General features: G+C 68.0%; 24 protein-coding genes and 1 tRNA gene. 16 read left to right on the top strand and 9 right to left on the bottom strand.

Going from position 1 to position 25,605, the window contains the following annotated elements; translation table 11 throughout:
* Window positions 1-34: 34 nt before the first annotated feature.
* The 5 genes from LC039_RS03150 to LC039_RS03130 all read left to right on the top strand — a co-directional run bounded on the left by LC039_RS03150 (window position 35) and on the right by LC039_RS03130 (window position 4,117).
* Window positions 35-511, top strand: a complete 477-nt coding sequence (locus LC039_RS03150) for a hypothetical protein (protein ID WP_226621600.1) — start codon at window positions 35-37, stop codon at window positions 509-511.
* Window positions 512-600: 89 nt separating this feature from the next.
* The gene (locus LC039_RS03145) at window positions 601-1,200 is read left to right on the top strand and encodes a superoxide dismutase (protein WP_226621599.1); all 600 of its coding nucleotides are present in this window, start codon (window positions 601-603) and stop codon (window positions 1,198-1,200) included.
* A gap of 169 nt (window positions 1,201-1,369) precedes the next feature.
* The gene (cobA, locus tag LC039_RS03140) at window positions 1,370-2,122 is read left to right on the top strand and encodes a uroporphyrinogen-III C-methyltransferase (protein ID WP_226621598.1); all 753 of its coding nucleotides are present in this window, start codon (window positions 1,370-1,372) and stop codon (window positions 2,120-2,122) included.
* Window positions 2,123-2,218: 96 nt separating this feature from the next.
* Window positions 2,219-2,986, top strand: a complete 768-nt coding sequence (locus LC039_RS03135; protein WP_226621597.1) for an SDR family NAD(P)-dependent oxidoreductase — start codon at window positions 2,219-2,221, stop codon at window positions 2,984-2,986.
* Window positions 2,987-3,097: 111 nt separating this feature from the next.
* Window positions 3,098-4,117, top strand: coding sequence for an LLM class flavin-dependent oxidoreductase (locus LC039_RS03130; protein ID WP_226621596.1), 1,020 nt, complete (start codon window positions 3,098-3,100; stop codon window positions 4,115-4,117).
* Window positions 4,118-4,143: 26 nt separating this feature from the next.
* Here the strand turns inward: LC039_RS03130 and LC039_RS03125 are convergent, their stop codons facing one another.
* A complete protein-coding gene (locus LC039_RS03125; RefSeq protein WP_226621595.1) occupies window positions 4,144-5,199 on the bottom strand; it encodes a sensor histidine kinase in 1,056 nt (351 codons plus the stop codon).
* A gap of 472 nt (window positions 5,200-5,671) precedes the next feature.
* Window positions 5,672-5,748: transfer RNA gene (locus LC039_RS03120), tRNA-Ile, on the bottom strand.
* A gap of 521 nt (window positions 5,749-6,269) precedes the next feature.
* Between LC039_RS03120 and LC039_RS03115 the strand changes: the two genes are divergently transcribed.
* The gene (locus LC039_RS03115; protein ID WP_226621594.1) at window positions 6,270-6,683 is read left to right on the top strand and encodes a universal stress protein; all 414 of its coding nucleotides are present in this window, start codon (window positions 6,270-6,272) and stop codon (window positions 6,681-6,683) included.
* A gap of 62 nt (window positions 6,684-6,745) precedes the next feature.
* Complete coding sequence (locus LC039_RS03110; RefSeq protein WP_226621593.1) at window positions 6,746-8,416, top strand: BCCT family transporter; 1,671 nt, start codon at window positions 6,746-6,748, stop codon at window positions 8,414-8,416.
* A gap of 63 nt (window positions 8,417-8,479) precedes the next feature.
* On the opposite strand, the gene LC039_RS03105 is transcribed toward LC039_RS03110, so the two are convergent.
* Entirely contained in the window at window positions 8,480-9,019 is a 540-nt protein-coding gene (locus LC039_RS03105; protein WP_226621592.1) for a GNAT family N-acetyltransferase, read from the bottom strand.
* 222 nt (window positions 9,020-9,241) lie between these two features.
* On the opposite strand from LC039_RS03105, the gene LC039_RS03100 reads away from it, so the two are divergent.
* The 6 genes from LC039_RS03100 (at window position 9,242) to LC039_RS03075 (ending at window position 16,630) form a co-directional block, all read left to right on the top strand.
* Entirely contained in the window at window positions 9,242-10,663 is a 1,422-nt protein-coding gene (locus tag LC039_RS03100) for a cryptochrome/photolyase family protein (protein WP_226621591.1), read from the top strand.
* Between the two features lie 163 nt (window positions 10,664-10,826).
* Window positions 10,827-11,270, top strand: coding sequence for a TrgA family protein (locus tag LC039_RS03095; protein WP_226621590.1), 444 nt, complete (start codon window positions 10,827-10,829; stop codon window positions 11,268-11,270).
* Window positions 11,271-11,274: 4 nt separating this feature from the next.
* Complete coding sequence (locus LC039_RS03090; protein ID WP_226621589.1) at window positions 11,275-12,381, top strand: NUDIX domain-containing protein; 1,107 nt, start codon at window positions 11,275-11,277, stop codon at window positions 12,379-12,381.
* Between the two features lie 59 nt (window positions 12,382-12,440).
* Complete coding sequence (locus tag LC039_RS03085; RefSeq protein ID WP_226621588.1) at window positions 12,441-13,475, top strand: cysteine synthase A; 1,035 nt, start codon at window positions 12,441-12,443, stop codon at window positions 13,473-13,475.
* Window positions 13,472-15,904 (top strand): DUF3772 domain-containing protein, encoded by a 2,433-nt coding sequence (locus tag LC039_RS03080; protein ID WP_226621587.1) that lies wholly within the window; start codon window positions 13,472-13,474, stop codon window positions 15,902-15,904. Before LC039_RS03085 ends, LC039_RS03080 begins: the two co-directional genes overlap by 4 nt.
* 9 nt (window positions 15,905-15,913) lie before the next feature.
* Window positions 15,914-16,630, top strand: coding sequence for an alanyl-tRNA editing protein (locus tag LC039_RS03075; protein WP_226621586.1), 717 nt, complete (start codon window positions 15,914-15,916; stop codon window positions 16,628-16,630).
* Window positions 16,631-16,678: 48 nt separating this feature from the next.
* Here the strand turns inward: LC039_RS03075 and LC039_RS03070 are convergent, their stop codons facing one another.
* From LC039_RS03070 to LC039_RS03055, 4 genes are all read right to left on the bottom strand, one after another.
* On the bottom strand, window positions 16,679-17,626 hold the full coding sequence (locus LC039_RS03070) for a DMT family transporter (protein WP_226621585.1): 948 nt from the start codon (window positions 17,624-17,626) through the stop codon (window positions 16,679-16,681).
* Window positions 17,627-17,666: 40 nt separating this feature from the next.
* Window positions 17,667-18,389, bottom strand: coding sequence for a DUF533 domain-containing protein (locus LC039_RS03065; RefSeq protein ID WP_226621584.1), 723 nt, complete (start codon window positions 18,387-18,389; stop codon window positions 17,667-17,669).
* Between the two features lie 148 nt (window positions 18,390-18,537).
* Complete coding sequence (locus LC039_RS03060) at window positions 18,538-19,956, bottom strand: protein adenylyltransferase SelO (RefSeq protein WP_226621583.1); 1,419 nt, start codon at window positions 19,954-19,956, stop codon at window positions 18,538-18,540.
* Window positions 19,957-19,983: 27 nt separating this feature from the next.
* On the bottom strand, window positions 19,984-20,466 hold the full coding sequence (locus LC039_RS03055) for a GNAT family N-acetyltransferase (RefSeq protein WP_226621582.1): 483 nt from the start codon (window positions 20,464-20,466) through the stop codon (window positions 19,984-19,986).
* Window positions 20,467-20,612: 146 nt separating this feature from the next.
* Between LC039_RS03055 and LC039_RS03050 the strand changes: the two genes are divergently transcribed.
* Window positions 20,613-21,551, top strand: a complete 939-nt coding sequence (locus LC039_RS03050; protein ID WP_226621581.1) for a pirin family protein — start codon at window positions 20,613-20,615, stop codon at window positions 21,549-21,551.
* Between the two features lie 270 nt (window positions 21,552-21,821).
* On the opposite strand, the gene LC039_RS03045 is transcribed toward LC039_RS03050, so the two are convergent.
* Window positions 21,822-22,265: a GNAT family N-acetyltransferase gene (locus LC039_RS03045; RefSeq protein WP_226621580.1), complete on the bottom strand. Its 444-nt coding sequence runs from the start codon at window positions 22,263-22,265 to the stop codon at window positions 21,822-21,824.
* Complete coding sequence (locus tag LC039_RS03040) at window positions 22,262-23,197, bottom strand: nucleoside hydrolase (RefSeq protein WP_226621579.1); 936 nt, start codon at window positions 23,195-23,197, stop codon at window positions 22,262-22,264. The genes LC039_RS03045 and LC039_RS03040 overlap by 4 nt, the downstream gene beginning before the upstream one ends.
* Window positions 23,198-23,470: 273 nt before the next feature.
* On the opposite strand from LC039_RS03040, the gene zwf reads away from it, so the two are divergent.
* Together zwf and pgl are read left to right on the top strand one after the other, a co-directional pair.
* The gene (zwf, locus tag LC039_RS03035) at window positions 23,471-24,928 is read left to right on the top strand and encodes a glucose-6-phosphate dehydrogenase (protein ID WP_226621578.1); all 1,458 of its coding nucleotides are present in this window, start codon (window positions 23,471-23,473) and stop codon (window positions 24,926-24,928) included.
* Window positions 24,925-25,602 carry a 6-phosphogluconolactonase gene (gene pgl / locus LC039_RS03030; protein WP_226621577.1) on the top strand — a complete coding sequence of 226 codons (678 nt, stop codon included), beginning with the start codon at window positions 24,925-24,927 and terminating at the stop codon, window positions 25,600-25,602. The genes zwf and pgl overlap by 4 nt, the downstream gene beginning before the upstream one ends.
* Window positions 25,603-25,605: the final 3 nt, after the last annotated feature.

Raw genomic sequence — 25,605 nt, 5'->3', positions numbered from 1 at the left:
CGGCGGCGGTGTGTGTCGCGGAGGGGGCAACGGGATGAAGAAATTGGTATGTGCCGCTGCCCTGGTCCTTGCTACGGTCCAGGCGGGTCCTGTCGCGGCGCAGGACGCCGCCGTGCAGCTCGCCGAGGAGGTTCCGGCCACGTCGGTCGGCTACCTGTGCCAGCTTCGCGTCGCCTACAGCCAGCGCTGGGTGCCGCCGATCCTGTTCATCGCGCATGATCCGGAGACTGGCCGGGTGGTGATCTCGGACCCGGTTGCGCTCTATCACAACGGTGGGCTGCCGGTGCGGGGCAAGGTTGCCTCCGAGACCGAGCGGCGGATCAGCTTCACTTGGGACTACCCGGTGGGGGTGAACGCGCAGCAGACGCGCAGGATGCTCTACCGGGCGGGCATCGACAAGGCGAGCGGCAGGGTCACGGTGACCGCGATCCCCGCCGGATTTGATTCACTTTTTCAGGCAGATGGGCGCTGCGAGGTGCAACCTCTCGAGGAACTTTCCGCACAGCCCTGAGTGCAATGGTACACCAGACTTCGCTTGACCTCGCGTGTGGCAGGTCTAGGAATACTGGCGAACTCACTGACAGGCGAAAGGAAACGCACATGTCCTTTGAACTTCCCGATCTTCCCTATGCTCACGACGCACTGGCCTCCAAGGGTATGTCCAAGGAGACGCTCGAGTATCACCACGACATCCACCACAACACCTACGTCACTACGCTGAACAAGCTGATCGACGGCACCGAGTGGGCGGACAAGTCGCTGGAAGAGATCGTCAAGGGCACCTACGAGTCCGGCGCCGTGGCGCAGTCGGGCCTGTTCAACAACGCCTCGCAGCACTGGAACCACACCCAGTTCTGGGAAATGATGGGTGCCGGTGAGAACGCGCTTCCGGGCGAGCTGGAAAAGGCGATCGCAGAGTCCTTCGGCTCCTTCGACAAGTTCAAGGAAGAGTTCTCGGCGGCCGGCGCCGGCCAGTTCGGCTCGGGCTGGGCCTGGCTGGTGAAAGACACCGACGGCGGCCTGAAGGTCACCAAGACCGAGAACGGCGTGAACCCGCTGTGCTTCGGCCAGACCGCTCTGCTCGGCTGCGATGTGTGGGAGCACTCCTACTACATCGACTTCCGCAACAAGCGTCCGGCCTACCTGGCGAACTTCCTCGACAACCTGGTGAACTGGGAAAACGTGGCGTCGCGCCTGTGATCTCCTGACTTCAGGTCGAGACTTCGACGCCCCGTGCCAAAAGGCGCGGGGCGTTTGCTTTTGGGCGTGTTCTGCCGCAATTCCCGCAAGATGGGGCGGGCTGTCCTTGCGCTGATGCCGCGCCGGGCGTAGCACGGGGCGCACCGCTTACCCCGATCACGGAGGCCCCATGTCCGGTTTCGTCAGTTTCGTCTCTTCCGGCCCCGGAGATCCCGATCTGCTCACCGTACGGGCGCTGAAATGCCTGCAAAAAGCCCATGCGGTGCTCTACGACGACCTCGCCTCCGGTCCCATCCTCGAGCTTTGCGGGGAAGGCACCGAGATGGTCGCCGTGGGCAAGCGCGCGGGCTGCCCCTCGCCGAAACAGGAATTCGTCAGCGCGCTGCTGGTCGAGCATGCGCTGGCGGGCCAGCACGTGGTGCGGCTGAAGTCCGGCGATGCGGGCATTTTCGGACGGCTCGAGGAAGAGATCGCCGCGGTGACCGAGGCGGGGCTGCCCTTCGAGGTCGTGCCCGGCGTCACCTCCGCCTCGGCGGCCGCCGCCGCCGCTGCCATGCCGCTGACCCGGCGGCTCACCGCGCGGCGCCTGCAGTTCGTCACTGGCCATGACGTTACCGGCGCGCTGCCCGAAGAGATGAACATGGCCGCGCTGGCAGACCCCGAGGCGGTGACCTGCCTCTACATGGGGCGGCGGACCTTCTCGAAACTGGCCGAACGGCTGATTGCCGCGGGCATGCCGCCCGAGACCCCCGCGCTGATGGCCGAGAACGTCAGCAAGGAGGGCCAGCGCATGGTCGCCTCGACCGTGGCGGAGCTGGGCGAGGCGCTGAAGGAGGCGCCGAGCCGCGCGGTCGTGATGATCCTCTACGGCGCGCTCGGCAGGCCGGTGCTGGATGCGGCGGAGCGCATCCCTCCCGGCTGAGCAGGGGCCCTGACGCAACGTTCCGCTTCGCTGCGCTGGACGGGGCGCGGCGGCTGCGGTTCAACTCCGCCCCGAGGATAAATCGGGAGGAGTATCATGCAGATCGGTGCAACATGCGTGGCCGTGGTGTCGGGCGGAGCCTCGGGGCTGGGCGCGGCCACCGCAACGCGGCTGGCGGAGCTCGGCGCGAAGGTCACGCTGCTCGACAAGGATGCCGAGCGCGGTCCGGCCACGGCGCAGGAGATCGGCGGGCGGTTCATCGAAACCGATGTGACCGACCCGGGCAGCGTTGCCGCCGCGCTGGCGCAGGTGATCGAGGCCGAGGGGGCCCTGCATGTGGCGGTGAGCTGCGCCGGCATTGCACCGGGCGCCAAGACCGTTTCGCGCGGGGAGCCGCATGATCCGGCGCTTTTCGCCAAGGCCATCGCCATCAACCTGACCGGCACGTTCAATGTCGCCTCGCAGGCGGCGGCTCTGATGGCGCAGAACGACCCGCTGGACGCCGATGGCAATCGCGGGGTGATCGTCAACACCGCCTCTGTCGCGGCCTACGAAGGGCAGGTGGGGCAGGTGGCCTATGCCGCATCGAAGGGCGGCGTGGTGGGGATGACCCTGCCCATGGCGCGCGATCTGGCCTCGCTGGGCATCCGGGTCTGCGCCATCGCGCCGGGGCTGTTCCTGACGCCGATGATGCAGGGGCTGCCGCATGAGGTGCAGGACAGCCTCGGCCAGCAGGTGCCCTTCCCGGCGCGGCTCGGCAATCCGGCGGAATACGCCGCGCTGGTGCAGCACATCGTCGAGAACCCGATGCTGAACGGCGAGGTGATCCGCCTCGACGGTGCGATCCGCATGGCGGCGCGCTGATCGGATTTGTGCAGGCGCACAGGGACATTGATCCTTTGTGCGCCTGCGCAGGGTGACGGTGCGGGCGGGCGGCACCTATATCTGGCACCAACACGACTTAGAGGTGCCCGCATGACCCGCATTCCCTTCAGCCTGCTCGACCTTTCGCCGGTGCCCGAGGGCAGCACCCCGGCGCAGGCACTGGCCAACACGCTCGACCTCGCGCGACACGCCGAGGATTGGGGCTATCAGCGCTACTGGCTGGCCGAGCACCACAACATGCGCGGCATCGCCTCGGCGGCGACCTCGCTGGTGATCGGGCAGGTGGCGGCGGCGACCAAGACCATCCGCGTCGGCGCGGGCGGCATCATGCTGCCCAACCACGCGCCGCTGGTGATCGCCGAGCAGTTCGGCACGCTGGAAACGCTGTTCCCGGGGCGCATCGACCTCGGCCTCGGACGCGCGCCGGGCTCCGACCAAGTGACCGCCATGGCGCTGCGCCGCAACCTGAACAGTGCCGCCGACCGCTTCCCCGAGGACGTGATCGAACTGCTGGGGTACTTCCAGGAGGCCGACGAGAACCAGGCGGTGATCGCCGTGCCGGGCGAGGGCACCCATGTGCCGGTCTGGATGCTGGGCTCGTCGCTCTACGGCGCGCAGCTTGCGGCGCATCTCGGGCTTCCCTACGCCTTTGCCTCGCATTTCGCGCCCGACGCGCTGGAGCAGGCGATCGAGGTCTACCGCACGCGTTTCCAGCCCGGCATCACCCGCGCGCCGCGCTTCATGCTGGCGGCGAACGTCTGGGCGGCGGACAGCACCGAGGAGGCGCTGCGGTTGAAGACCTCGCAGCAGCAGGCCTTCATCAACCTGCGCACCGGGCGTCCGGGGCGGTTGCCGCGCCCGGTGGTCGACATCTCGGCACAGACCGACCCGCGCTACCTGGCGGCGGCAGACTCGGCGCTGCGCATCTCGGCGGCGGGCGATCGCGACAAAGTGGGCGAGGAGCTGGAGGCGCTGATCGCGCGCTACCAGCCGGACGAGCTGATCCTGACCGGCATGATCCACGATCACGCCGCGCGGCTGCGCAGCTTCGAGATCGCCGCCGACGTGCTCGGACAGGAAAAAGGCGCAGCGACCGAACGCTGCGCCTGATCTGAGGCCCTTGCTGTGCGCCGGGCTTAGGGCTTGGCGCGCAGCGACTGAATCTGGGTCTGCAGCTGGGCCAGCACGGCCGAGAGAAGCATGCTCTCGCGGGTGCTCTGCTCCTCGCGCGGGTAGACCATCTGGCCGTCCGCCAGCGCCGTCGCGGCGCGGATGAGACGCTGGAACGGGCGGGTGAGGTAGGTGAAGAGCAGCATCGTCAGCACCAGCACCGCCAGCCCGATGGAGGCGAGGATCAGGTTGATGTTCTTGACGAACTGCGGGAAGGCGGTGCCGAAGGCATCGGCGCGGACATCGACGATCAGCGTCCAGCCGAAGCCCGGCATCGAGTTCAGCGTGAAGTTCGGCAGCACGGCGTAGAGGTGACCGGCATCGCTGCGGTGCAGCCGCGTGCGGTCGGCGTCCGGGCGGCCGGCAAGGATCATCCCCTCGACGCGCGCCGGAAGGTCGGTGCCTGCCTCGGGGCGCGTGTCGACCAGCGTTTGGCCCTTGCGGTCGCGGATCATCGCGCTGAGGTCGAGCTCCTGCGCCGCCTCCGCCATGTACTCGGCGACCCAGGAGATGCGCACGCTGTAGACCGCGACCGCCTGGGTGTTGCCGAAGCTGTCCTTCACCGGCATCGACAGGTTGATCAGGCTGACTTCCTCGTCGGTTCCCTCGTTCTTGGTGAAGGCGGTGCCCACCGTCTCGCCGCTGAAGCCGGAGCGGAACCAGTTGCGCTGCGACACGTCCTGGCCGACGCGTTCGCCGCGCGAGCCCGCGATGATTTCGCCATCGGGCGAGGCGAACCCGGCCCAGGCGATCTGTCCGCCCGCCTGCACCACGGCGTTGGAGAATTCCTGCATCTCGGCGACCTCGGCATAGGCCGTGCGACCGGCGACGGCGCGCAGCGAGTCCCATTCCCGGCTGATCGCCTTGTTGAAGGTCTGCGCCAGGGCCTGGGCGCCGCGCAGACCCAGCTCGCGCTGGAGTTGCACCTGGTATTCCTGCGCCTGCCAGCGGACCCCGAATATTGCGGCGGCGGTTGCCGCGACGAGCACAAACCCCAGAACGCCGATGAAGGAGGTGTTCATCTTTGGGTGACGATCGAGACGATCCGGCATTGTGTAACCTTTCTCACTCAATAAGCCCGTCCCATATCGCGCTGTGCAGGGCATCGTGACCGGGGCGGCTGCCATTCTTGGTTAATGAAAGATTAGCTGTTTGGCGGGGAAAAACTGTGATTGAACTGTGGCGCAATTGGGTCAAATCCGCCTTTTCGACGGAGGATTGTTCAGTAAATCCGGTTGAATGTCGGGAGGGCGACAGTTCCGATGTCGTGGCGGGCTCTGGCGTCGGGGGAGCGCGACTCCTGAAGTTTCTCGGGGAATCGCGGCACGGAGGCAGGTGCCGAACGCGCATGGCCGCGGGGATCCCCCGATGACGGATCGTCGCGAGAAAAGAGACAATGAGGGCGGCTCTGGGCAATAGGCGGGGCACGCGCCCTTCGGCGTGGCGCCGAGCGTGGGCAACCTGAGCGTGTGCGAAGGGGAGGTCGGGAAGATCTGGTAGGCCCGGCAGGACTTGAACCCGCAACCAAGGCGTTATGAGCGCCCTGCTCTAACCAATTGAGCTACAGGCCCACCGTGTCGCCTGAGTAGCATTCCCGTCGGGGTGGTCAAGTCGGCAAATTCATCCCGCACCAGCAGTTGCGTCCGGAACATGTCATCCATGTCGGGCGGTGAGCCGCCAAGGCAGCGATGACGCGGGACGCCGGGAGACGGGACCGTCCATCCGGCCGGATGAGGAGGGCCGGAGCGCTGCGTTGTTCTTGGCCGCGTTGCGGCGGCAAAATTCGGCAAACCGGCGAACCGCCCTTGCAATGTGGGGGTGCACCCACGCCCAAGTCGCGCAAAGTTTTTGAGTTTTCCGCGATTTGAATCCTTTACCTCACGCAAACGTGCGCTAGCTCCAACCCTGTCAGCGGTGTGCCGCCGGTCTCGGGCTGCGCGGTGCTCGGCCCGTGCGTCCTCTTCGCGAGGGGATCGGGCCCGGCGCAGGCTGCGCTGAAATCCGGGGGAACAGGCGGCACTCGCCCAAGTTCGTCCGACCAAAACAAGCTTTCAGGCTCGGATGTTCCGGGCCGACAATGACGGAGGGACCCATGTTCAAACGCATCATGGTGCCGGTTGATCTGACACATGCGGATCGACTTGCGAAGGCGCTGAACGTGGCCGGCGATCTTGCCGCGCATTACGGTGCGCGGCTGATCTATGTGGGGGTCAGCGCATCGACACCTTCGGCCATCGCGCACACACCAAAGGAATACGGCGAAAAGCTCGAGGTCTTTGCCAAGGCGCAGGGGCTTGCCGCCGGGGTCGAGGCCGATGGGCATCCGGTCATCAGCCATGATCCGGCGGTGGATCTCGACCCGGCGCTGATCAAGGCGGTGGCGGAGACCGAGGCGGACCTCGTCGTCATGGCCAGCCACATCCCCGGCATCGCCGATCATTTCTGGCCCTCGAACGGCGGCACCATCGCCTCACGGGCCAAGGTCTCGGTGATGGTCGTCCGCTGAGGCCGACGGCTGCTCCGGCGCCACCAGACAAAAATCAAGGAAAGAAAAAGGAGGGTCCACGCGTGAGTGAAACACCACAGACTGAGCCCAATGAGACGGAGATCTCGGAAGGGATCCCGGCGCCGGAGGGCGCCTCTGAAATCATCGAGACCGATTACGAAATCGGCCAGGACAACTTCGAGGCACAGATCGGCCCGTTCGGCCTCGACGTGCACAACCCGGTCTTCGCGATCTCGGGGGCGGTGGTCATCGCCTTCGTGTTCTACACGCTGGCGCTGCCCGAACAGGCCGGATCGATCTTCAGCTGGCTGTTCTCCTTCGCCACGAAGACCTTCGACTGGTTCTTCCTCGGCGCGGCGAACATCTTCGTCATCTTCTGCCTGCTGCTGATCGTCACGCCGCTCGGCTCGGTGCGTCTCGGCGGCGCCGAGGCCACGCCCGACTACGGCTACCCGGGCTGGTTCGCCATGCTCTTTGCCGCGGGCATGGGCATCGGGCTGATGTTCTTCGGCGTGCTCGAGCCGGTCTACCACATGGCGGTCAGCTCGCCGCTCGGAGTGCCGTCGCCCTTTGACGCCGATGGCAACCTGATCCCCGAGAACGTGGATGCGGCCAAGGCCATGGGGCTTGCGGCGACGATCTTCCACTGGGGCCTGCACCCCTGGGCGATCTACGCGGTGATGGCGCTGGCCCTGGCGCTGTTCTCCTACAACAAGGGCCTGCCGCTGACCGTGCGCTCGGCCTTCTACCCGCTGCTCGGTGAGCGCGTCTGGGGCTGGTGGGGTCACATCATCGACATCCTGGCGGTGTTCGCGACGCTGTTTGGTCTCGCGACCTCACTCGGCTTCGGCGCGCAGCAGGTGAATGCCGGTCTCAACCATGTCTTCGGCCTGCCGATCGGGGCGACCATGCAGGTGCTGATCATCACCTTCATCACCGCGATCGCGCTGGTCTCGGTGGTGCGCGGCCTCGACGGCGGCGTGAAGGTGCTCTCCGAGATCAACATGGTGCTCGCCGCAGCGCTGCTGATCTTCGTGCTGCTGGTCGGTCCGACGCTGATGATCTTCAGCGACTTCGGAAGCGGGCTCTGGAACTACCTCGTCGACCTCGTGCCGCTGTCGAACCCGGTGGGCCGCGAGGACACCGACTTCGTGCAGGGCTGGACCTCCTTCTACTGGGCGTGGTGGATCAGCTGGTCGCCGTTTGTCGGCATGTTCATCGCCCGCGTCAGCCGCGGCCGCACGGTGCGCGAGTTCGTGATCTGCGTGCTGATCATCCCGAGCCTCGTCTGCGTGCTGTGGATGGCGGTCTTCGGCGGCGTGGCGATCGACCAGGTGCTCAGCGATCCTGCGACGAGCCAGGTGAAGGCCAACGTCATCGACAGCTACAACCCGCCGCTGTCGCTCTTCGCGATGCTCGAGGGGCTGCCGCTGTCGTCGATCACCTCGGTGCTCGCGGTGGTGCTGGTGATCGTCTTCTTCGTGACCTCCTCCGACTCCGGCTCGCTGGTCATCGACACGATCACCGCTGGCGGCAAGGTCGACGCCCCGGTGCCGCAGCGTGTGTTCTGGGCCTGTTTCGAGGGGGCGGTGGCCATCGTGCTGCTGCTCTCGGCGGGCGGCCTGTCGTCGCTGCAGTCGATGGTGATCTCCACCGGCCTGCCGTTCACGCTGGTGCTGCTGGTGATGTGCATCGCCATCTGGCGCGGGCTGCAGGCGGAACGCCGGGTCTGACCCGAGACACCATACGAGACAGCGCGCGGGCCCCTCGGGGCCCGCGTTTGCGTTTGGTGCTGGCTACTCCAGTCCGAAGGCCGGGTGATAGCGCAGCACGCCCTCCGGCAGCTCGGTGCCGAAGGGCAGGGCGAGCAGCGCCTCGGGCCGGATGCCCGTCAGCTTCAGCGCAGGCGCCCGGCGGAAGCCGAAACGCCGGTAGAAGGCCGGATTGCCGGCCAGCACCACGCCCTGCGCATGCGCCGCGCGCAGCTCGGCGAGGGCCGCGCGCATCAGCGCGGTGCCGATGCCGCTGCGCTGGCGCTCGGGCGCGACCGAGATCGGCCCCAGCCCCTGCCAGCCGTGATGCCCGTCCACCTCCACCGGCGAGACCGCCACATGGCCGATCAGCGTTCCCTTCTCTTCGGCCACGAGCGAGACGGTCAGCGCCCCGGCCGTGCGGAGGCGCTCGATGATCTGCGCCTCGGTGCCGTCGGCATGTTCGGTAGCTGCGAAAGCGCGGGTGGTGAGTTCCGAGATCGCCGCGGCCTCGTCCGGGCCTTCGGTCCTGATGTGTAGGGTGCCGGTCTGGTGAATGCCGGTCTGATGGCTGCCGGTCTGCATGACGCTTCTCCTCCTGGGCGGTTCGATCCGGTCGGCCCTGCCTGCGGCGAGGCAGGCCCCTTTGCCGGGCGCGCACGCTCCTCCGGTCCGGGCGCTGATCCAGTCTGGCGGATTTTGCGTATTTGCAAAGAGAAGAAGACGAAATCTGCCCGCCCGTGTTGGTGATCACGCCTTGACGGGGGCGGCGGGCGCGCCAGATTGCCCGCGAATACGGAGGTCCCCATGAGTGATGTTTTCCCGACGCTTGTCTGGTTCCGGCGCGACCTGCGCCTGTCGGATCATGCCGCGCTGGCCGCCGCGGTGGCGCGCGGCGGCCCAGTGATCCCGGTGTTCCTGCGCGATCACACGGTCGATGCGCTGGGGGCGGCGCCGAAATGGCGGTTGGAGCGGGGGCTCGAGGCGTTCATGGCGGCGCTGGAGGAGAAGGGCAGCCGGCTGATCCTCCGGGCCGGCCCGGCGCGCGAGGTGATCCCCGAACTGGTGCGCGAGACCGGGGCGGGGGCGGTCTACTGGCAGCGCGCCTATGATCCCGCCTCGGTCGAGCGCGACACCGACGTGAAGGCGGACCTCAAGGAGGCCGGGATCGAATCCAAGAGCTTCGCCGGCCACCTGCTGTTCGAGCCCTGGACGGTGGAGACCAAGCAGGGCGGCTTCTACAAGGTCTACAGCCCCTACTGGCGGGCGGTGAAGGACCGCGAGGTGCCCGAGCCGGTCGCGGCGCCTTCGGATATAGTCGCGCCGGAGCAATGGCCCGAGAGCGCGACGCTGGCGGAGTGGGAACTCGGCGCTGCGATGAACCGCGGCGCGGCGGTGCTGGCGAAACACGTGACGGCCGGCGAGGCGGCGGCACAGGCGCGGCTCGGCACCTTCATGCGCGACGGCATCGCGGCGTATGGCGAGAGCCGGGACCGGCTGGACGTGGACGGCACCTCGCGCCTGTCCGAGTATCTCAGCCTCGGCGAGATCAGCCCGGCGCGCTGCTGGCACGCGGGGCTGCGGGCGCAGGCCGAGGGCAAGGCGGGGGCGGGCAAGTTCCTGGCCGAGCTGGCGTGGCGCGACTTTGCCTACCACCTGATGTGGCACACGCCGCATATCCTCGAGGAGAACTGGCGCGAGGAATGGCGCGCCTTCCCGTGGAAGGAGGACCGCCGGTTGCGCGAGGTCCGGCTCTGGCAGCAGGCGCGCACCGGCATGGCGGTGGTCGATGCGGCGCTGCGCGAGATGTTTGTCACCGGCTACATGCACAACCGCGCGCGGATGATCGTGGCGAGCTACCTGACCAAGCACCTGATGGTGCACTGGCGCATCGGCCAGGCCTGGTTCGACGACTGCCTCGTCGACTGGGATCCGGCCTCCAATGCCATGGGCTGGCAATGGGTGGCGGGCTGCGGGCCGGATGCGGCGCCCTACTTCCGTGTGTTCAACCCCGAGAGCCAGGCCGAGAAGTTCGACCCCAAGGGTGCCTATCGCCGCAAGTGGATCGCGGAGGGGCAGATGCAGCCGCCGCAAAGCGCGCTGGACTATTTCGCGGCGGTGCCGCGCAGCTGGGAGCTCGATGCCTCGGAGCGCTACCCCGAGCCGGTGGTTTCGGCCCGCGAGGGGCGCGAGGCGGCGCTCGCGGCCTATGAGAACAGGGACTTCTGAGGCCGCGGGCAGGGGCTCTCCACAAAAAGGACGAATTTGGTGTCAGAATGATACGGCTGCGTGACCTTGCAGCCGCGCCGCCGCGTGGGATCTTGCATCTGCGCGGGGTGAAGCGTTAGCTGACACAAATTAGTTTAATTAGTGCTTTTCTGGGGGGAACCGTATGACCACCGCCGCGCACCTCGTAGCCGCCCTGTCCCTGGCGGCCCTGGCCTTCCTGGGCTCGGAATACATCATGTCGTCGATCATGCCGGACTCGACGGTTTTCGGGTATTTCCTCTGGATCAACGTGCTGCTGGGACTCGCGATCGGCTGGCGGGTGCTGGGCGGACGGGTCGGCCGCGGCATGGCCAACGGCATCTCGGCGGGGATCACCGCGACCGCGACCCTGGTATTCTGGGGAGTCATGTCGCAGGCGATCTACGAGATGTTCCGCCTGGCGATGCGGCACCGCTACGACGGCCCGATGGAGGCGTTCGTGGGAATTTTCGAACTCTTCCTTGAGTTCGGCGAGCATCTGTTGGACGGAGGGTTCATCGCCTTGATGGTCGCCGGGGCGGTGCTCTGCGGCGCGCTTGCAGAGGTGGTCTCGCGCACCTGGAGATAATCGCATGAAGCTCTTCCTGGCCGGAACGCTGGCGGACACCGCCCTGCTCGAGATCGTGCTCGGGCATGCGGCCCCCACCGCGGCGGCGCGGCTTCCGGGGCACGCGGTGCGCGATCCGGAGGGCGGGGCCGACCGGCTCAGCCTGCTGTGCCCGGCCCCCGGAGAGACGGCCGAAGGCGTGCTGCTCGAGGCGAGCGAGGACGACCTCGCGCGGCTGTGCTATTTCGCCGGCTGGCAGCACGCGGAATTTTCCGAGCAGGCGCTCCCGGAGGAGCCTGCACCGGTGCTCGCCCGCGTCGATGCGCCCGTGGATGGCCGGCCCTGGAACGCCGAGGCATGGCGCGGGGAGAACCGCGGACTGGGCCATGAGATCGCCCGCGAGATCATGCGCGGTCATGGCCAGCGGCCTGCGGCGGTGGTGCGCAAGATCCGGCCCTACCTCGCGGCGCGGGCCTGGTCGCGGCGGCTGGCGCAGCGCGGGACGCCCTGCACCCTGCGCTCGGACCGGACCAGTGAAGGCGCCGTGCGCATCGTCTCGGACCGCCGGTCTCATGACGGCTTTTTCGGTCTGCGGGATTTCTCCTTGCAGCACGAGCGGTTCGACGGCGGCATGTCCGAGGTGATCCACCGCGAGGGTTTCATGGCCTATGACGCGGCGCTGGTGCTGCCCTACGATCCCGCGCGCGATCTTGTGCTGCTGATCGAACAGATGCGCTACGGGCCGATCCTGCGCGAGGATCGCCACCCCTGGGTGCTCGAGCCGGTGGCCGGGCTGGTCGATGCGGGTGAAAGCCCCGAGGATTGCGCCCGCCGCGAGGCCGTCGAGGAGGCGCATCTGCAGCTCAGCACGCTCGAGCCGATGATGCGGGTCTATGCCTCGCCGGGCTACACCAGCGAGTTCTTCCACTGCTTCCTCGGCCTGTGCGATCTGGGCGATCACGGCGGCGGGCTGGCCGGGCTCGACAGCGAGAACGAGGACATCCGCAGCCATGTCCTGCCCTTCGACGCGGCGATGGATCTGGTCGAGAGCGGCGAGGTCAATGCGGGGCCCCTGGCGATGATGCTCCTCTGGCTGGCACGGGCGCGTGAGAGGCTCCGTTCGGCGGCTTGAGTTCGCCCCGCGTCCGCCCTACACCTGTGCTCCAGCGAAGTGATGAAGTGGAGATACCCATGCGCGTGGCACAGGATCTGGCGCAGGCCGTCGGAAACACCCCGATGATCCGTCTCAGGAAGGCGAGCGAGCTGACGGGATGTGAGATCCTCGCCAAGGCGGAGTTCATGAACCCCGGCCAGTCGGTGAAGGATCGCGCGGCGCTCTACATCATCAAGGACGCGATGGAGAAGGGCCTGCTGGAACCCGGCGGCACCATCGTCGAGGGCACCGCGGGCAACACCGGCATCGGCCTCGCGCTGGTCGGCGCCTCGATGGGCTTCCGCACGGTGATCGTGATTCCCGAGACCCAGTCACAGGAAAAGAAGGACATGATCCGTCTGGCCGGTGCCGAGCTGGTGCAGGTCCCGGCCGCCCCCTACCGCAATCCGAACAACTACGTGCGCTACTCGGGCCGCCTGGCCGAGCAGCTCGCGAAGACCGAGAAGCATGGCGCGATCTGGGCCAACCAGTTCGACAATGTCGCCAACCGGCTTGCCCACGTGGAAACCACCGGCCCCGAGATCTGGGAACAGACCGGCGGCAAGGTCGACGGCTTCGTCTGCGCCGTGGGCTCGGGCGGTACGCTGGCCGGCGTCGCGGGCGCGCTGCAGCCCAAGGGCGTGAAGATCGGCCTCGCCGACCCGATGGGCGCGGCACTCTACAGCTACTACACCACCGGCGAGCTGAAATCCGAGGGCGACTCGATCACCGAGGGCATCGGGCAGGGCCGGATCACCGCCAACCTCGAGGGGTTCACCCCCGATTTCGCCTACCAGGTGCCCGATGCCGAGGCGCTGCCGGTGGTCTTCGACCTGCTGGCCGAGGAAGGGCTCTGCGTCGGCGGCTCCTCGGGCATCAACGTCGCGGGGGCGATCCGCATGGCCAAGGAGATGGGCCCGGGCCACACCATCGTCACCGTGCTCTGCGACTACGGCACGCGCTATCAGTCCAAGCTGTTCAACCCGAGCTTCCTGCGCTCGCGTGAGCTGCCGGTGCCGGGTTGGCTCGACCGCTCGCCCGCCTCGATCCCCGGCGTCTTCGAGGACGTATGAGTGCCCTGATCCGGCGTCTTCTTGCCGCTGTCGCGGTGACGCTGCTCTGCGCGACCCTCGCGGTCGCGCAGTCCGAGGACATCGACTACGCAAGCTGGAACCAGCTGGCAGAGCAGGCCAACGGTCTGCTCGACGGCGAAGATGTCACGGTCAAGCAATACGAGGATCTGCGCCGCGACGTGGCGGGTTGGCGCGACAGCTTCCTGCGCGCCGAAAGCACCAATGCGGGCCGGATCGAGACGCTGCAGCAGCAGCTCGACACGCTCGGCCCGCCGCCCGCGGAGGGCGAGACAGAGGCCGAGGACATCGCGCAGCGCCGCGCCGACCTCAACGATCAGCTGTCGAATGCCCAGGCTCCGGTGCGCCGCGCGCAGGAAGCCTTTACCCAGGCCAACGGGCTGATCGGCGAGATCGACGGCAAGATCCGCGCGATGCAGACCAACCGCCTGCTGACGCTCGGCCCGACCCCGTTGAACTACCAGCTCTGGGCGCCCGCGGCGAATGATGTCGTGGCCGCCGGAAACGCGCTGGTCGAGGAGGTGCGCGAGAACATTTCCTCGGAGACCCAGCGTAACACCACGCGCGAGAACCTGCCGGTGATCATCCTGCTGGTCGGGCTTTCGGCGCTGTTGGTGATCCGCGGTCCGAACTGGGTGCACCGCATCGAGGGCTGGCTGCGCCGCCGCACCCGGCGCGGCACCGGCGTCTGGCGGTTTCTTGCCTCGCTCGGCTCGATCTTCGTGCCGCTCGGCGGGCTGATCCTGCTGGTCGTCGCGGCGCAGATCTCGGGCGTGGCCGGAGAAAACGCCACCGTGGTGATGTACTCGATCCCGATCTGGGGGCTGGTGCTGCTCTACATCCGCTGGCTGGCCGGCGAGAGCTTCAACAACGACGACGCCATCGCCACCATGCCGCTGCCGAGCTGGCAGCGCACCGAGGCCTGGCTCTATTCGTCGGTTCTGGCGCTGCTCTTCGTCCTGCGTGGCATGGGCGAAACCCTGGCGCAGATCTTCGAATTCTCCGATGAGACCGAGGCGGTGCTCGACTTCCCGCTGATCGTGCTCTCGGCGCTGATGCTGTTCAGGCTGGGTCACATTCTCTCGGGGCTCGGGGATTCGGAGACAGAGGATAGCGAGCCCGAAGGCGAGGGCACGCTGCTCGAGGGCTCAACCTTCCGCATGCAACTCGCGCGGATGATCGGACGGCTGGCGATGCTGCTCGCGGTGGCCGGTCCGATCATGGCGGCGATCGGCTATCACCGCGTCGGGCAGGGCATGGTCTTTCCGGCGGTGCAGTCGCTGTCGCTGCTGGCGCTGGTGCTGGTGCTGCAACGCTTCGTCAAGGATCTCTACGCGCTCGTCACCCGCAAGAATCCCGACGACAGCCTGATCACCGTGCTGGCCGGGGTGGTGCTGATCGTGCTGGCGCTGCCCATGCTGGCGCTGATCTGGGGCGCGCGGGTCGCCGATCTGACCGAGCTCTGGGCGCGTTTCCAGGAGGGCTTCCTGCTCGGCGATGCGCGGATCTCGCCGACCAGCTTCCTGACCATGCTGGTGGTCTTTGCCATCGGCTACGGCATCACCCGCCTGCTGCAGAGCGGGCTGCGCAGCTCGATCCTGCCGAAGACCAAGCTCGACATCGGCGGGCAGAACGCGGTGATCTCGGGGCTCGGCTATGCCGGTGTCATGCTGGCGGCGGTGATCGCGATCACCGCGGCGGGGATCAACCTCACCGCGCTCGGCTACGTGGTCTCGGCGCTGTCGGTCGGCATCGGTTTCGGCCTGCAGAACATCGTGCAGAACTTCGTGTCGGGGATTATCCTGCTGATCGAGCGACCGATCAGCCAGGGCGACTGGATCGAGGTCGGCCCGAACATGGGCATCGTCAAGGACATCTCGGTGCGCGCGACGCGGATCGAGACCTTCGACCGCACCGACGTGATCGTGCCGAACTCGGATTTCATCTCGGGGACGGTGACCAACTTCACCCGCGGCAATGTCATCGGACGGGTCTTCACCACGGTCGGCGTCGCCTATGGCAGCGACACCCGCAAGGTCGAGAGCATCCTGCTGCGCATCGTGCGTGAGCATGACATGGTGCTGCTGAACCCCGAGCCCTCGGTGGTCTTCGCGCGCTTCGGGGCGGATTCTCTGGAGTTCGAGATCCGCGCCATCGTGCGCGACGTGAACCAGAAGATCACGATCCTGTCGGACTTCAACCACGAGATCAACGCGCGCTTCGTGGCGGAGGGGATCGAGGTGCCCTTTGCGCAGCGTGACATCTGGCTGCGCAACCCCGAGACGCTGTATCCGTCGCGGGAGACGCCGAAACCGCCGGAGGCCGAAGAGCCTGCAGCGGAGGAGCGGCCGCAAAAGACCACCGGCGGCAGGAGCGAGAGCTTTCCCACCGTCGGACCGGAAGACGAGTAGGAGAGCGAGTTGACGGAACGACTGTTCCTTGAGGATGCCTATCGCCGCGAGGCGCCGGGCGAAGTGATCGGGCTGACCGAGGAGGGGGGCATCATCCTTGATGCCGCGCTGTACTATGCCACCAGCGGCGGCCAGCCCGGCGACAGCGGCCACCTGGCCTGGCCCGGCGGCGAGATCGAGATCGCCACGGCGGTGAAGGGCGAGGGCGAGACCATCGTGCTGGTCCCTGCCGAGCCCAAGCCGCTGCCCTATGTCGGGGCGAGGGTCACGCAGCGCATCGACTGGGAGCGCCGCCACAGGCACATGCGCGTGCACACGGCGCTGCACCTGCTGTCGGTCGCCCTGCCGCTGCCAGTGACCGGCGGGCAGATCAGCGCCGCCAAGGGCCGTCTCGATTTCCTCATGCCCGAGCCGCCCGAGGACCGCGAGGCGCTGGAGGCGATGCTGAACGACTTCGTGGCGCAGGACCTGCCGGTGTCCGAGAGCTGGATCACCGAGGCGGAGCTCGACGCCAACCCAGAGCTGGTCAAGACGATGAGCGTGCAGCCGCCGCGCGGCGCCGGGCGGATCCGGCTGGTGCGCATCGGCGAGGGCGCGGGCCAGATCGACCTGCAGCCCTGCGGTGGCACCCATGTGGCGCGCACCGGCGAGATCGGCGAGCTGCGGCTTGGCAAGATCGAGAACAAGGGCAAGCAGAACCGGCGGGTGAACCTGCTGGTCGGCTGACCTTGCCCACGGCACGCGCTGCCTTGGGCGGCGCGTGTCGCGGTTGGATCAGGACAGCGGGGGCTCCGCCCCCTCGGCGCTGCGCGCCTCCCCCCGGGCGTATTTGGAAAGAGAAGAAGCGGCGGGCGCGCGCGCGGCGCGGCGGCGCGTGGTCAGGATGTAGAGCGCGAGGCTGGTGACCACCAGCGCGCCGCCGAGCAGCATGCGCGGGGTGGGCGCCTCGCCGAGGATGGCCCAGACCCAGACCGGCCCGAGCACCGTTTCCAGCAGCATCAGCAGGCTGACGTTGGCCGCCGCCGTATGGCGCGAGGCGGAGCTGAGGCAGAAGAACGAGACCGGCAGGATCACCAACCCGGTGGCGAGGATCGGCAGCACCTGGCCATCGGTCAGCGCGCCTGCCGGGACCAGCGCGAGGCCGCAGAGGCCGGAGATCAGCGCGCCAGAGCCCATGGCGGGCAGCAGCGGCAGCGCCGGCGCGTGGCGCAGGGTGACGAAGCTCAGCCCGAGGGTGAGCGCCACGCCGAAGCCGCAGAGCGCGCCCATGAAGGTGCCGGGGCTGGCCGCGAGATCACCCTTGCCACTGACCGCGAGCCCGATGCCGAGCAGCACCGCTCCCATGGTGATCCAGGTGGCGCGGCTGGTCGGCTCGCCGTAGAGCAGCCGCGAGAGCAGCGCGGCGCAGACCGGCATGGCGGCCACCGCCAGCAGCACCACGGCGACGGGCGCCACCGCGATGCCGAGCGAGAAGAGCGCGGCATTGGCGCTCTGGCAGGCGATCACCGTCAGGCCGGGGCGGGTCAGCAGCAGGTGCAGGTTGCGCGGCCCGCGCGCGGTGGCGAGGAAGATCGCCCAGAAGGTCGCCCCCAGCGCGATGCCGCGCCAGACCAGCATCGACAGCCCCTCCATCCCCGACAGGCGCATGAGCAGCGTGTCGGGCGTCAACACGAGCGCGCCGAGGGCGGCGAGCCCCAGGCCGTAGAAGGGGTGTCTTTGCATGCGGGCCTTCGGATTTCAGGCCGGAGGACCGGCGCGTGTGTCAGGCGTAGAGCGGCTGCAGGCCCATCTGCATGTGAAGCGCGTTCACCGCGGTTTCCGGCAGCCCCATCGCCTTGGCGAGACGGTCAAGGTATTCGGCCTCGTTCGGCGTGTCCACCGTGATCGCCATCAGCGAGGCGGCATAGACCTGGGTCTTCTGCGCGTCGGGCGTGTCCTTGGCCAGCGCCTCGGGATCGACCTTCGCGGCGAGCTGCGCCTTGAGGAAGGCGATGTCCTCGGCGGATGCATCGGTGCCCAGCGTGTCGGTCAGCTTGGCCTTCTCGGCGGCGTCGATGTCGCCATCCGCCTTGGCGGCCTGGATCATCGCGCGCAGCATCAGCCCGGCGGCGCTTTCGGCCTCGGGGGCGGCCTGGGTGGCGCTCATCTTGTCGAGCATGTCGCCGAGGTTCTTGCCGCCCATGTTCGCCGCCTTGGCGGCTGCCGCGAGCATCCCGGCAAGCCCGGTGCTGGCGGCCTGTCCGGCCTGTTCCATGCCCGGCAGCGAGCCGAAGCCGCTTTTCTGCAATTGCTCCATGATGGCGCTCAGAGGGTTGCCGCTGCCGCCGAACATCTTGCCCATCTGCGCCTGCAGCGAGGTGCCGGGTTCTGACCCGGGGATCTGCGCCTTGCCGCCGATCAGCGTGCCGAGACCCTGCTCTCCCGAGAGACGGTCGACGCCGCGTGCGGCGGCATATCCGATGGCGACCTTTGCCAGAGTGCCCATGAGACTCATCTTCCCGCTCCCTTCTGCGTACATGCCGAGGTTGAGTTCGCCGTCAGCTTGCCGGATGCGATGACGTTGGGGAAGGAAAAACCTGCGATGCGCGGATTTGCGCGGCTTTCGCAGGGTTTCCCGGTCTGTGGCAGCCCCGTCAGGTGCCGCAGAAGGTCGCCTGGACGACCTCCGAAGGCAGTGGCGGGCGGCGCAGTTCTTCTGCTTCAGGCTGGTCGTCGTAGGGGCGGGAGAGCACGGCATTGAGGTGATGGAAGAGGCTCTCGTCACCCTGCATCGCCGCGGCGATCATCTGCTCGACGCGGTGGTTGCGCGGGATGAAGGCGGGGTTGGCCGCACGCATCCGCGCCTCCGGCGCGTCCTCGGAGGCGATGCGTTCCTGCCAACGGGCATGCCAGGGCTCGTAGGCCGCGCGGTCGGTGATCTCGTCTCGGGCCGAGCCGGTGGCGAGGGCACGGAAGGTGTTGGTGAAATCCGAGCCGCCCGTCTGCATCAGGTGCAGCAGGTCGGCGATCAGCCGCGCGTCCTCGGGCTGCGGTGCGGCAAGGCCGAGCTTGGCGCCGAAGCGGGTGAGCCAGGCGCCCCGGATGAGGTTGGGCATGGCGTTGATGATCTCGGTGAATTCCGTCACCGCCGCCTCCTGGTCCTGCACCAGCGGCACCATGGCGGTGGCGAGCTGCGCCATGTTCCACACGATGATGTCGGCCTGCGCCTGGTAGGCATAGCGCCCGTGCTGGTCGATCGAGGAATAGACCGTGTCGGGGTGGTACTGGTCCATGAAGGCGCAGGGGCCGTAGTCGATGGTCTCGCCCGAGAGCGTGCAATTGTCGGTGTTCATCACGCCGTGGATGAAGCCCAGGGACATCCATTGCGCCACCAGCTCGGCCTGCCGCTGGCAGACGGCGGCGAGGAGGTCACCGGGCGTCTTGGCCTCGGGGTAGTGGCGCTCGCGGGTGTATTCGAAGAGCTGCTGCAACTCGGCGTATTGCTGGCGCGAGGCGAAAAGCTGGAAGGTGCCGACGCGGATGTGGCTCGAGGCGACGCGGGTGAAGATCGCGCCGGGCAGGATGGTCTCGCGGTAGACGTCCTCGCCTGTGCGCACGGCGGCGAGCGCGCGGGTGGTCGGCACACCGAGCGCGTGCATCGCCTCGGACAGTACGTATTCGCGCAGCACCGGCCCGAGCGCCGCCCGGCCGTCGCCGCGGCGCGAGAAGGGGGTGGGGCCGGAGCCCTTGAGCTGGATGTCGCGGCGGAGGCCGTTGCGGTCCACCACTTCGCCCAAGAGCAGCGCCCGGCCGTCGCCGAGCTGCGGGGAGAAGCCGCCGAACTGGTGGCCGGCGTAGATCTGCGCCAGCGGCTCGGCGCCCTCGGCCGGCATGTTGCCGGCGAAGATCGCGGCAAGCAGTGGATCGTCCGTGCCGCTGACACCAAGTTCCTCGGCAAGCACGGTATTGAAGGCGATGAGCTCCGGAGCCGCGACGCGGGCCGGATCGAGCCGCGCGTGGAAGGTCTCGGGCAGGCGGGCGTAGCTGTTGTCGAAGGGGATCGAGAGGGTCATGCTATACCAGATAGGCAGTCCGAGCGCTCAGGGAAAGAGCGGCTTTTCCATCGTGATGGAGGTGGGGCGGTCGAACCCCGCATGGGCCTTTTCTGCCGTCCGGACGAAACCGAAGCGGGCAAAGGCGGTGTGGTTCCCGGTCAGCTCGATACGTGTCTCAAGCCGCAGGCGGCGCAGGCCGAGGTTGCGCGCGAGGGTTTCCGCTTCCGTCAGGAAGGCCCGGCCCAGCCCCTTGCCCTGCGCCTCGGGGGCGATGGCGAGCTTGCCGATGTAGAGCGCATCGGGCTGCTCGGCGAAGAAGGCGCAGCCGGACAGCGGCGATCCCGCGATGTAGAGATGCTCAGTCTGCCCCCGCGCACGCAGGCTCTCCGGCGTCAGGCGGTGCGCCGAGGAGGGCGGGTCGATGCGCCCGTCCATGTAGGCGAAGCTGCCGAGGATCAGCGATAGCAGCCCCTGCCAGTCGGCGAAATCGGCGGGCGCGCGCTGCGGCGTGGTGAGAAGATCGTGCATGGCCATGGTCCCTCGCTGGCGCGAGCATAGGCGCGCCGGCGGGAAAGGGAAGCGGGGCTGCGCTGGCGCACAGGATCGGCGCGCGCGAAGGTGTAGGGCACGGGGCCGTTCCGCACTACCTTCGGGCAAAGCAAAGGAGACATGCCATGAGCTGGAACCCTGCACTGGAGCCGCATTGCCCGACCGGCAACGAGGTGGATGCCATCGACACGCTGATCGTGCCCCGCGCCCGCGACCTCGGCGGCTTCGAGGTCCGCCGCGCGCTGCCTGCGCCGCGGCGGCAGATGGTCGGCCCGTTCATCTTCTTCGACCAGATGGGGCCGGTGGAATTCCTGCCGAGCCGCGGCATGGACGTGCGGCCGCATCCGCATATCGGGCTGGCGACGATCTCCTATCTCTTCCGCGGGCGGATGCATCACCGCGACTCTCTGGGCACCGATGCCTGGATCGAGCCCGGCGCGGTGAACCTCATGGTGGCGGGCCACGGGATCACCCATTCCGAGCGCACCGACGATGCCAGCCAGACCGACCCCATGCCCTTTCTCGGCATCCAGACCTGGGTCGCCTTGCCGGAGAAGGCCGAGGATGGCGCCGCCGATTTCGTCCACGCCGGGGCGGAGGACCTGCCGGTGATGCAGGGCGAGGGCAAGACCGTTCGGCTGGTGCTCGGCCGCGCCTGGGGCGAGGTCGCGCCGGTGAAGACCTTCTCCGACATGTTCTACGCCGATGCGCTGCTAGAGCCGGGCGCGGTGCTGCCGCTGCCCGACGATCACGAGGACCGCGGCGTCTACGTGGTCGAGGGCGCGGTGGAGCAGGCGGGCGCGGTCTTCGAGGCTGGACGGATGATGGTCTTTCGCCCCGGCGACCGGGTGTCGCTGAAGGCCGGGCGGCAGGGCGCGCGGGTGATGGTGCTGGGCGGCGAGACGCTGAACGGGCCGCGCTACATCTGGTGGAACTTCGTCGCTTCCTCGAAGGAGCGCATCGCGGAGGCCAAGGAGGCCTGGCGGCGCGGCGACTGGCAGAATGGGCGCTTCCACCTGCCGCCTGGCGATGACGCCGAGTTCATCCCGCTGCCGGAGCGCTGAAGCCCGCCGCATCGCAAGCCGGTTTCTTCGCTTTCCAGGTGCGCCGGGGTGAAATGGCCGAAGGCCAAGAGGGGCAGCGCCCCTGCCACTTAGATAAGAGCCCCGAGGGGCCGCGATGGTCACGGGCGGTGCGTCAGACATCGGTTGTGCAGCGCTCGCTCATCCTTGGACTTGTTGGGACCAGCCACGGCCTGACGCGACCGGTCCTCGCGTGGGAGCGTTGCCCGTTGGGGCGCCATTTGTCGCGAGAAACGACTCCTGCGCCGCCTCTCAGAGCGCGCAGCGCATCAGCGTGGCGCCGCGCTCCTGCAGCCGGGCACGGCGGCAGAAGCGTTGCAGATGCTCGTCGTCGCGGTCCACCTCCATCTGCAGCGCCGTGATGCCGCCCTGGCGCAGCGCCTGGGTGAGCTGGAACAGCGCTTCGCTGCCCATGCCGCGGCTGCGCACCGCGGGGCGGATGTAGATCTGGTCGATCATCCCGGTCATGCCGCCGCTTTCCAGCGACCAGCCGAAGCTGACCACCACGTAGCCCACCGGCGCCTTGCGGGGGCCGATCAGCCAGGCCGCGCCCTGCGGCGCGCCCTCGAGCAGAGGCGTCAGCGCCGCGGTCAGCAGCGCCTCGTCGGGCACGCGCTGGCGCTCGGCCTCGAAGCTGGCGACCATGGGGAGCAACCGTTCGAGATCGTCGGAGCCGGCGAGGTGAAGGGATTTCATAGCTTGGCCAGCCTTTCGGTGAGCAGGGTGAAGAAGGCGTCGGAATCGAGATCGCCGATGAAGGTGGCGTTGGGGGCCCGGCCCGAAACGCCCCACCAGTCGGCGACGGTCATGCCGAGCGTCAGCTCGGAGGCGGTCTCGATCTCGACGTTGATGTGCCGGCCCGAGAAGATCTCGGGGGCGAGCAGATAGGCGGTGACGCAGGGATCGTGCAGCGGGGCGCCCTCGGAGCCGTATTTCTCCAGGTCGAAGCGCTCGAAGAAATCGGTCATCTCGGCCACGGCGTGGCCCACTGGCGTGCCGAGCGCGCGGATCGCCTCGTTGCGCGGCTTGGTCACCAGCGCCTTGTGCGTTACGTCGAGCGGCATGACCACCAGCGGGACGCCGGAGCCGAAGACCTCGGAGGCGGCCTCGGGGTCGACGTAGATGTTGAACTCAGCGGCGGGGGTATAATTGCCGACCTCGAAGTAGGCGCCGCCCATCAGCACGATTTCCTGCACGCGCTCCACGATGTCCGGGGCGCGGCGGAAGGCGGTGGCGATATTGGTCAGCGGGCCGAGCGGGCAGAGGGTGACGGTGCCCGCGGGTTCGGCTCGGAGCGTGTCGATGATGAAGTCGACCGCATGCGCCTCCTGCAGCGCCATGGTCGGTTCGGGCAGCTCGGGTCCGTCGAGGCCGGTCTTGCCGTGCACGTGCTCGGCGGTGACCAGCTTGCGCTGCAGCGGGCCGTCGCAGCCGGCAAAGACCGGGATATCGGTGCGGCCCGCCAGCTCGCAGACCATGCGGGCGTTGCGCGCGGTGAGCTGCAGCGGCACGTTCCCGGCGACGGCGGTGAGCCCCAGCACCTCGATTTCGGGCGAGGCGAGGGCGAGAAGAATGGCCACCGCGTCGTCCTGCCCGGGGTCTGTGTCGATGATGATGCGTCGTGCCATGGCCCGCCCCGTCTGTCCCGCGCTGAAGTCGCGGTCTTGTTGCCGTGATTTTGTCCTGTCCTTGCGTCGCACGGGCGGTCGGGCGGTTCAAGCAGCGTCTCGGGCTTCGGCGAATGGTTACCTGCTGGTGACCTGCGGCCTTTATCTTGCGCCCGATCTTGCGCCCGGCATTGCCGCGCTGCCGCAGGATGTTAGACTCGCGCGCAGCAATGCGGTACGCAGGCCGCGGTTAGCGCTAACCGCCACAGTACAAGAATCGGAGACAGGCCCGAGATGGTTTCCCGCGTCATTCCCGTCGATCCTTTCGACCTGGTCATTTTTGGGGGCACCGGCGATCTTGCCCGCCGCAAGATCCTGCCCGGCCTGTTCCGCCGCTATTGCTCGGGGCAGATGCCTGCGGGCTCGCGCGTCATTGGGGCGGCCCGCTCCGAGATCTCGGTGGACGAGTACCGAGACATGGTGCGCGAGGCGATCCACGAATTCAGCAAGGCCAAATGCGACGAGGCGGCGCTCGAGGAGTTCCTCGGTCTGCTCGGCTACGTCGCGGTGGATGCCCGCGGCGAGAGTGGCTGGGGCGAGCTGCAGGAGGCGCTGCGCGACGATGAAGACGTGGTGCGCGCCTTCTACTTCTCGGTGGGGCCGAGCCTCTTCGGCGACCTCGCCGAGCAGCTGCGCAGCCACGGGCTGACCAATCCCGACGTGCGGATCGTGGTCGAGAAACCCTTCGGCCACAACCTCGAGTCGGCCCGCGCGCTCAACGCCGAGCTGGCGCGGCACTTCGAGGAAACGCAGATCTACCGCATCGACCACTACCTCGGGAAGGAGACGGTGCAGAACCTCATGGCTGTGCGCTTTGGCAACATGCTGTTCGAGCCGCTGTGGAACGCGCAATACGTCGATCATATCCAGATCACCGTGGCCGAAACCGTCGGCGTCGGCGGGCGCGGCAGCTACTACGACAAGTCCGGCGCGATGCGTGACATGGTGCAGAACCACCTGATGCAGCTCTTGTGTCTGATCGCCATGGAGCCGCCCGCGCGCTTCGAGCCCGACGCGGTGCGCGACGAGAAGCTCAAGGTAATCCGCGCGCTCGATCCGGTCGATCCCGACAGCATCGTGCGCGGCCAGTACACCTCGGATGGCGAAGTCAATTCCTACCGCGAGGATGTGGAGAACCCGGCCTCGCGGACCGAGAGCTTCATCGCGATGAAATGCTACATCTCGAACTGGCGGTGGGCGAATACCCCGTTTTATCTGCGGACGGGTAAAAGGCTCTCGGCGCAGGCCTCCGAGATCGCCGTGGTGTTCAAGGATGCGCCGCATTCGATCTTCGGGATGGACGCCGGGCGGCATCGCAACATGCTGTCCATCCGCCTGCAGCCGAACGAGGGCATGACGCTGGGCGTGACCATCAAGGAGCCGGGGCCGGGCGGCATGCGCCTTGTCGACGTGCCGCTCGACATGTCCTTCGCCGAAGCGCTGGGGCCGGACGCCGAGGATGCGCCCGACGCCTACGAGCGGCTCATCATGGACGTGATCCGCGGCAACCAGACGCTGTTCATGCGCGGCGACGAGGTCGAGGCCGCCTGGGCCTGGACCGACCCGCTGATCGAGGGCTGGGAGCGCCGCGGCGATCACCCCAAGCCCTATGACGCGGGCAGCACCGGGCCGGATGACGCCGCCTTCCTGATCAACAAGGACGGCCGCCGCTGGCGGGGGATCAAGACATGAGCTACGAATTCCGCGACTATCCCGACCGCGAGATGCTGGCGATCGACCTCGCCAACATGATCGCCGGCGAGCTGCGCGCGCAGCTCGGCCATTCCGACCGCGTGTCGCTGGCGGTGCCCGGCGGCACGTCGCCGGGCCCGATCTTCGACGCGCTCAGCGCCACCTCGCTCGACTGGGACCGGGTCGACGTGCTGCTCGGCGATGAGCGCTGGGTGCCCGAGACCTCGGAACGCTCCAACACCCGTCTGCTGCGCGAACGCCTGCTGACCGGCAAGGCCGCGGCGGCGCGGCTGCTGCCGCTCTATTCCGAGGCGGGCACCCCCGAGGAGAAGCTCGAGGAACTGGCCGAGGCGATCCGCCCGTCGCTGCCGCTCGGCGTGGTGCTGCTGGGCATGGGGGCCGACCTGCACACCGCCTCGATCTTCCCCGGTGCCGACCGGCTGGAGGAAGCGCTCTCCGCCGATGCGCCGATCCTGCTGCCGATGCGCGCGCCCGGCGCGCCCGAGCCGCGCGTCACGCTGACCGCGCCGGTGCTCGACGGGGCGCTGAGCAAGCACGTGCTGATCTTCGGCACGGAGAAGCGCGAGGCGCTGGAAAAGGCCAAGGGGCTGTCGCCGCAGGAGGCGCCGATCAACGCGGTGCTCGATCAGGCGGTGGTGCACTGGGCCGAGTGACGC

It is taken from the genome of Alloyangia pacifica (assembly GCF_020524285.1).
In the GTDB taxonomy this organism is placed as follows: domain Bacteria; phylum Pseudomonadota; class Alphaproteobacteria; order Rhodobacterales; family Rhodobacteraceae; genus Salipiger; species Salipiger pacificus_B.
The sequence above is the reverse complement of the archived record's forward strand: the minus strand, read 5'-3'. Positions and strand labels throughout refer to the sequence as shown.

Excerpts from the sequence above, each read along its gene's own strand:
- LC039_RS03150 (WP_226621600.1), top strand. The coding sequence starts at position 35 with ATGAAGAAATTGGTATGTGCCGCTGCCCTGGTCCTTGCTACGGTCCAG.
- LC039_RS03145 (WP_226621599.1), top strand. The coding sequence starts at position 601 with ATGTCCTTTGAACTTCCCGATCTTCCCTATGCTCACGACGCACTGGCC.
- cobA (WP_226621598.1), top strand. The coding sequence starts at position 1,370 with ATGTCCGGTTTCGTCAGTTTCGTCTCTTCCGGCCCCGGAGATCCCGAT.
- LC039_RS03135 (WP_226621597.1), top strand. The coding sequence starts at position 2,219 with ATGCAGATCGGTGCAACATGCGTGGCCGTGGTGTCGGGCGGAGCCTCG.
- LC039_RS03130 (WP_226621596.1), top strand. The coding sequence starts at position 3,098 with ATGACCCGCATTCCCTTCAGCCTGCTCGACCTTTCGCCGGTGCCCGAG.
- LC039_RS03125 (WP_226621595.1), bottom strand. The coding sequence starts at position 5,199 with ATGAACACCTCCTTCATCGGCGTTCTGGGGTTTGTGCTCGTCGCGGCA.
- LC039_RS03115 (WP_226621594.1), top strand. The coding sequence starts at position 6,270 with ATGTTCAAACGCATCATGGTGCCGGTTGATCTGACACATGCGGATCGA.
- LC039_RS03105 (WP_226621592.1), bottom strand. The coding sequence starts at position 9,019 with ATGCAGACCGGCAGCCATCAGACCGGCATTCACCAGACCGGCACCCTA.
- LC039_RS03100 (WP_226621591.1), top strand. The coding sequence starts at position 9,242 with ATGAGTGATGTTTTCCCGACGCTTGTCTGGTTCCGGCGCGACCTGCGC.
- LC039_RS03095 (WP_226621590.1), top strand. The coding sequence starts at position 10,827 with ATGACCACCGCCGCGCACCTCGTAGCCGCCCTGTCCCTGGCGGCCCTG.
- LC039_RS03090 (WP_226621589.1), top strand. The coding sequence starts at position 11,275 with ATGAAGCTCTTCCTGGCCGGAACGCTGGCGGACACCGCCCTGCTCGAG.
- LC039_RS03085 (WP_226621588.1), top strand. The coding sequence starts at position 12,441 with ATGCGCGTGGCACAGGATCTGGCGCAGGCCGTCGGAAACACCCCGATG.
- LC039_RS03080 (WP_226621587.1), top strand. The coding sequence starts at position 13,472 with ATGAGTGCCCTGATCCGGCGTCTTCTTGCCGCTGTCGCGGTGACGCTG.
- LC039_RS03070 (WP_226621585.1), bottom strand. The coding sequence starts at position 17,626 with ATGCAAAGACACCCCTTCTACGGCCTGGGGCTCGCCGCCCTCGGCGCG.
- LC039_RS03065 (WP_226621584.1), bottom strand. The coding sequence starts at position 18,389 with ATGGGCACTCTGGCAAAGGTCGCCATCGGATATGCCGCCGCACGCGGC.
- LC039_RS03060 (WP_226621583.1), bottom strand. The coding sequence starts at position 19,956 with ATGACCCTCTCGATCCCCTTCGACAACAGCTACGCCCGCCTGCCCGAG.
- LC039_RS03055 (WP_226621582.1), bottom strand. The coding sequence starts at position 20,466 with ATGCACGATCTTCTCACCACGCCGCAGCGCGCGCCCGCCGATTTCGCC.
- LC039_RS03050 (WP_226621581.1), top strand. The coding sequence starts at position 20,613 with ATGAGCTGGAACCCTGCACTGGAGCCGCATTGCCCGACCGGCAACGAG.
- LC039_RS03045 (WP_226621580.1), bottom strand. The coding sequence starts at position 22,265 with ATGAAATCCCTTCACCTCGCCGGCTCCGACGATCTCGAACGGTTGCTC.
- LC039_RS03040 (WP_226621579.1), bottom strand. The coding sequence starts at position 23,197 with ATGGCACGACGCATCATCATCGACACAGACCCCGGGCAGGACGACGCG.
- zwf (WP_226621578.1), top strand. The coding sequence starts at position 23,471 with ATGGTTTCCCGCGTCATTCCCGTCGATCCTTTCGACCTGGTCATTTTT.
- pgl (WP_226621577.1), top strand. The coding sequence starts at position 24,925 with ATGAGCTACGAATTCCGCGACTATCCCGACCGCGAGATGCTGGCGATC.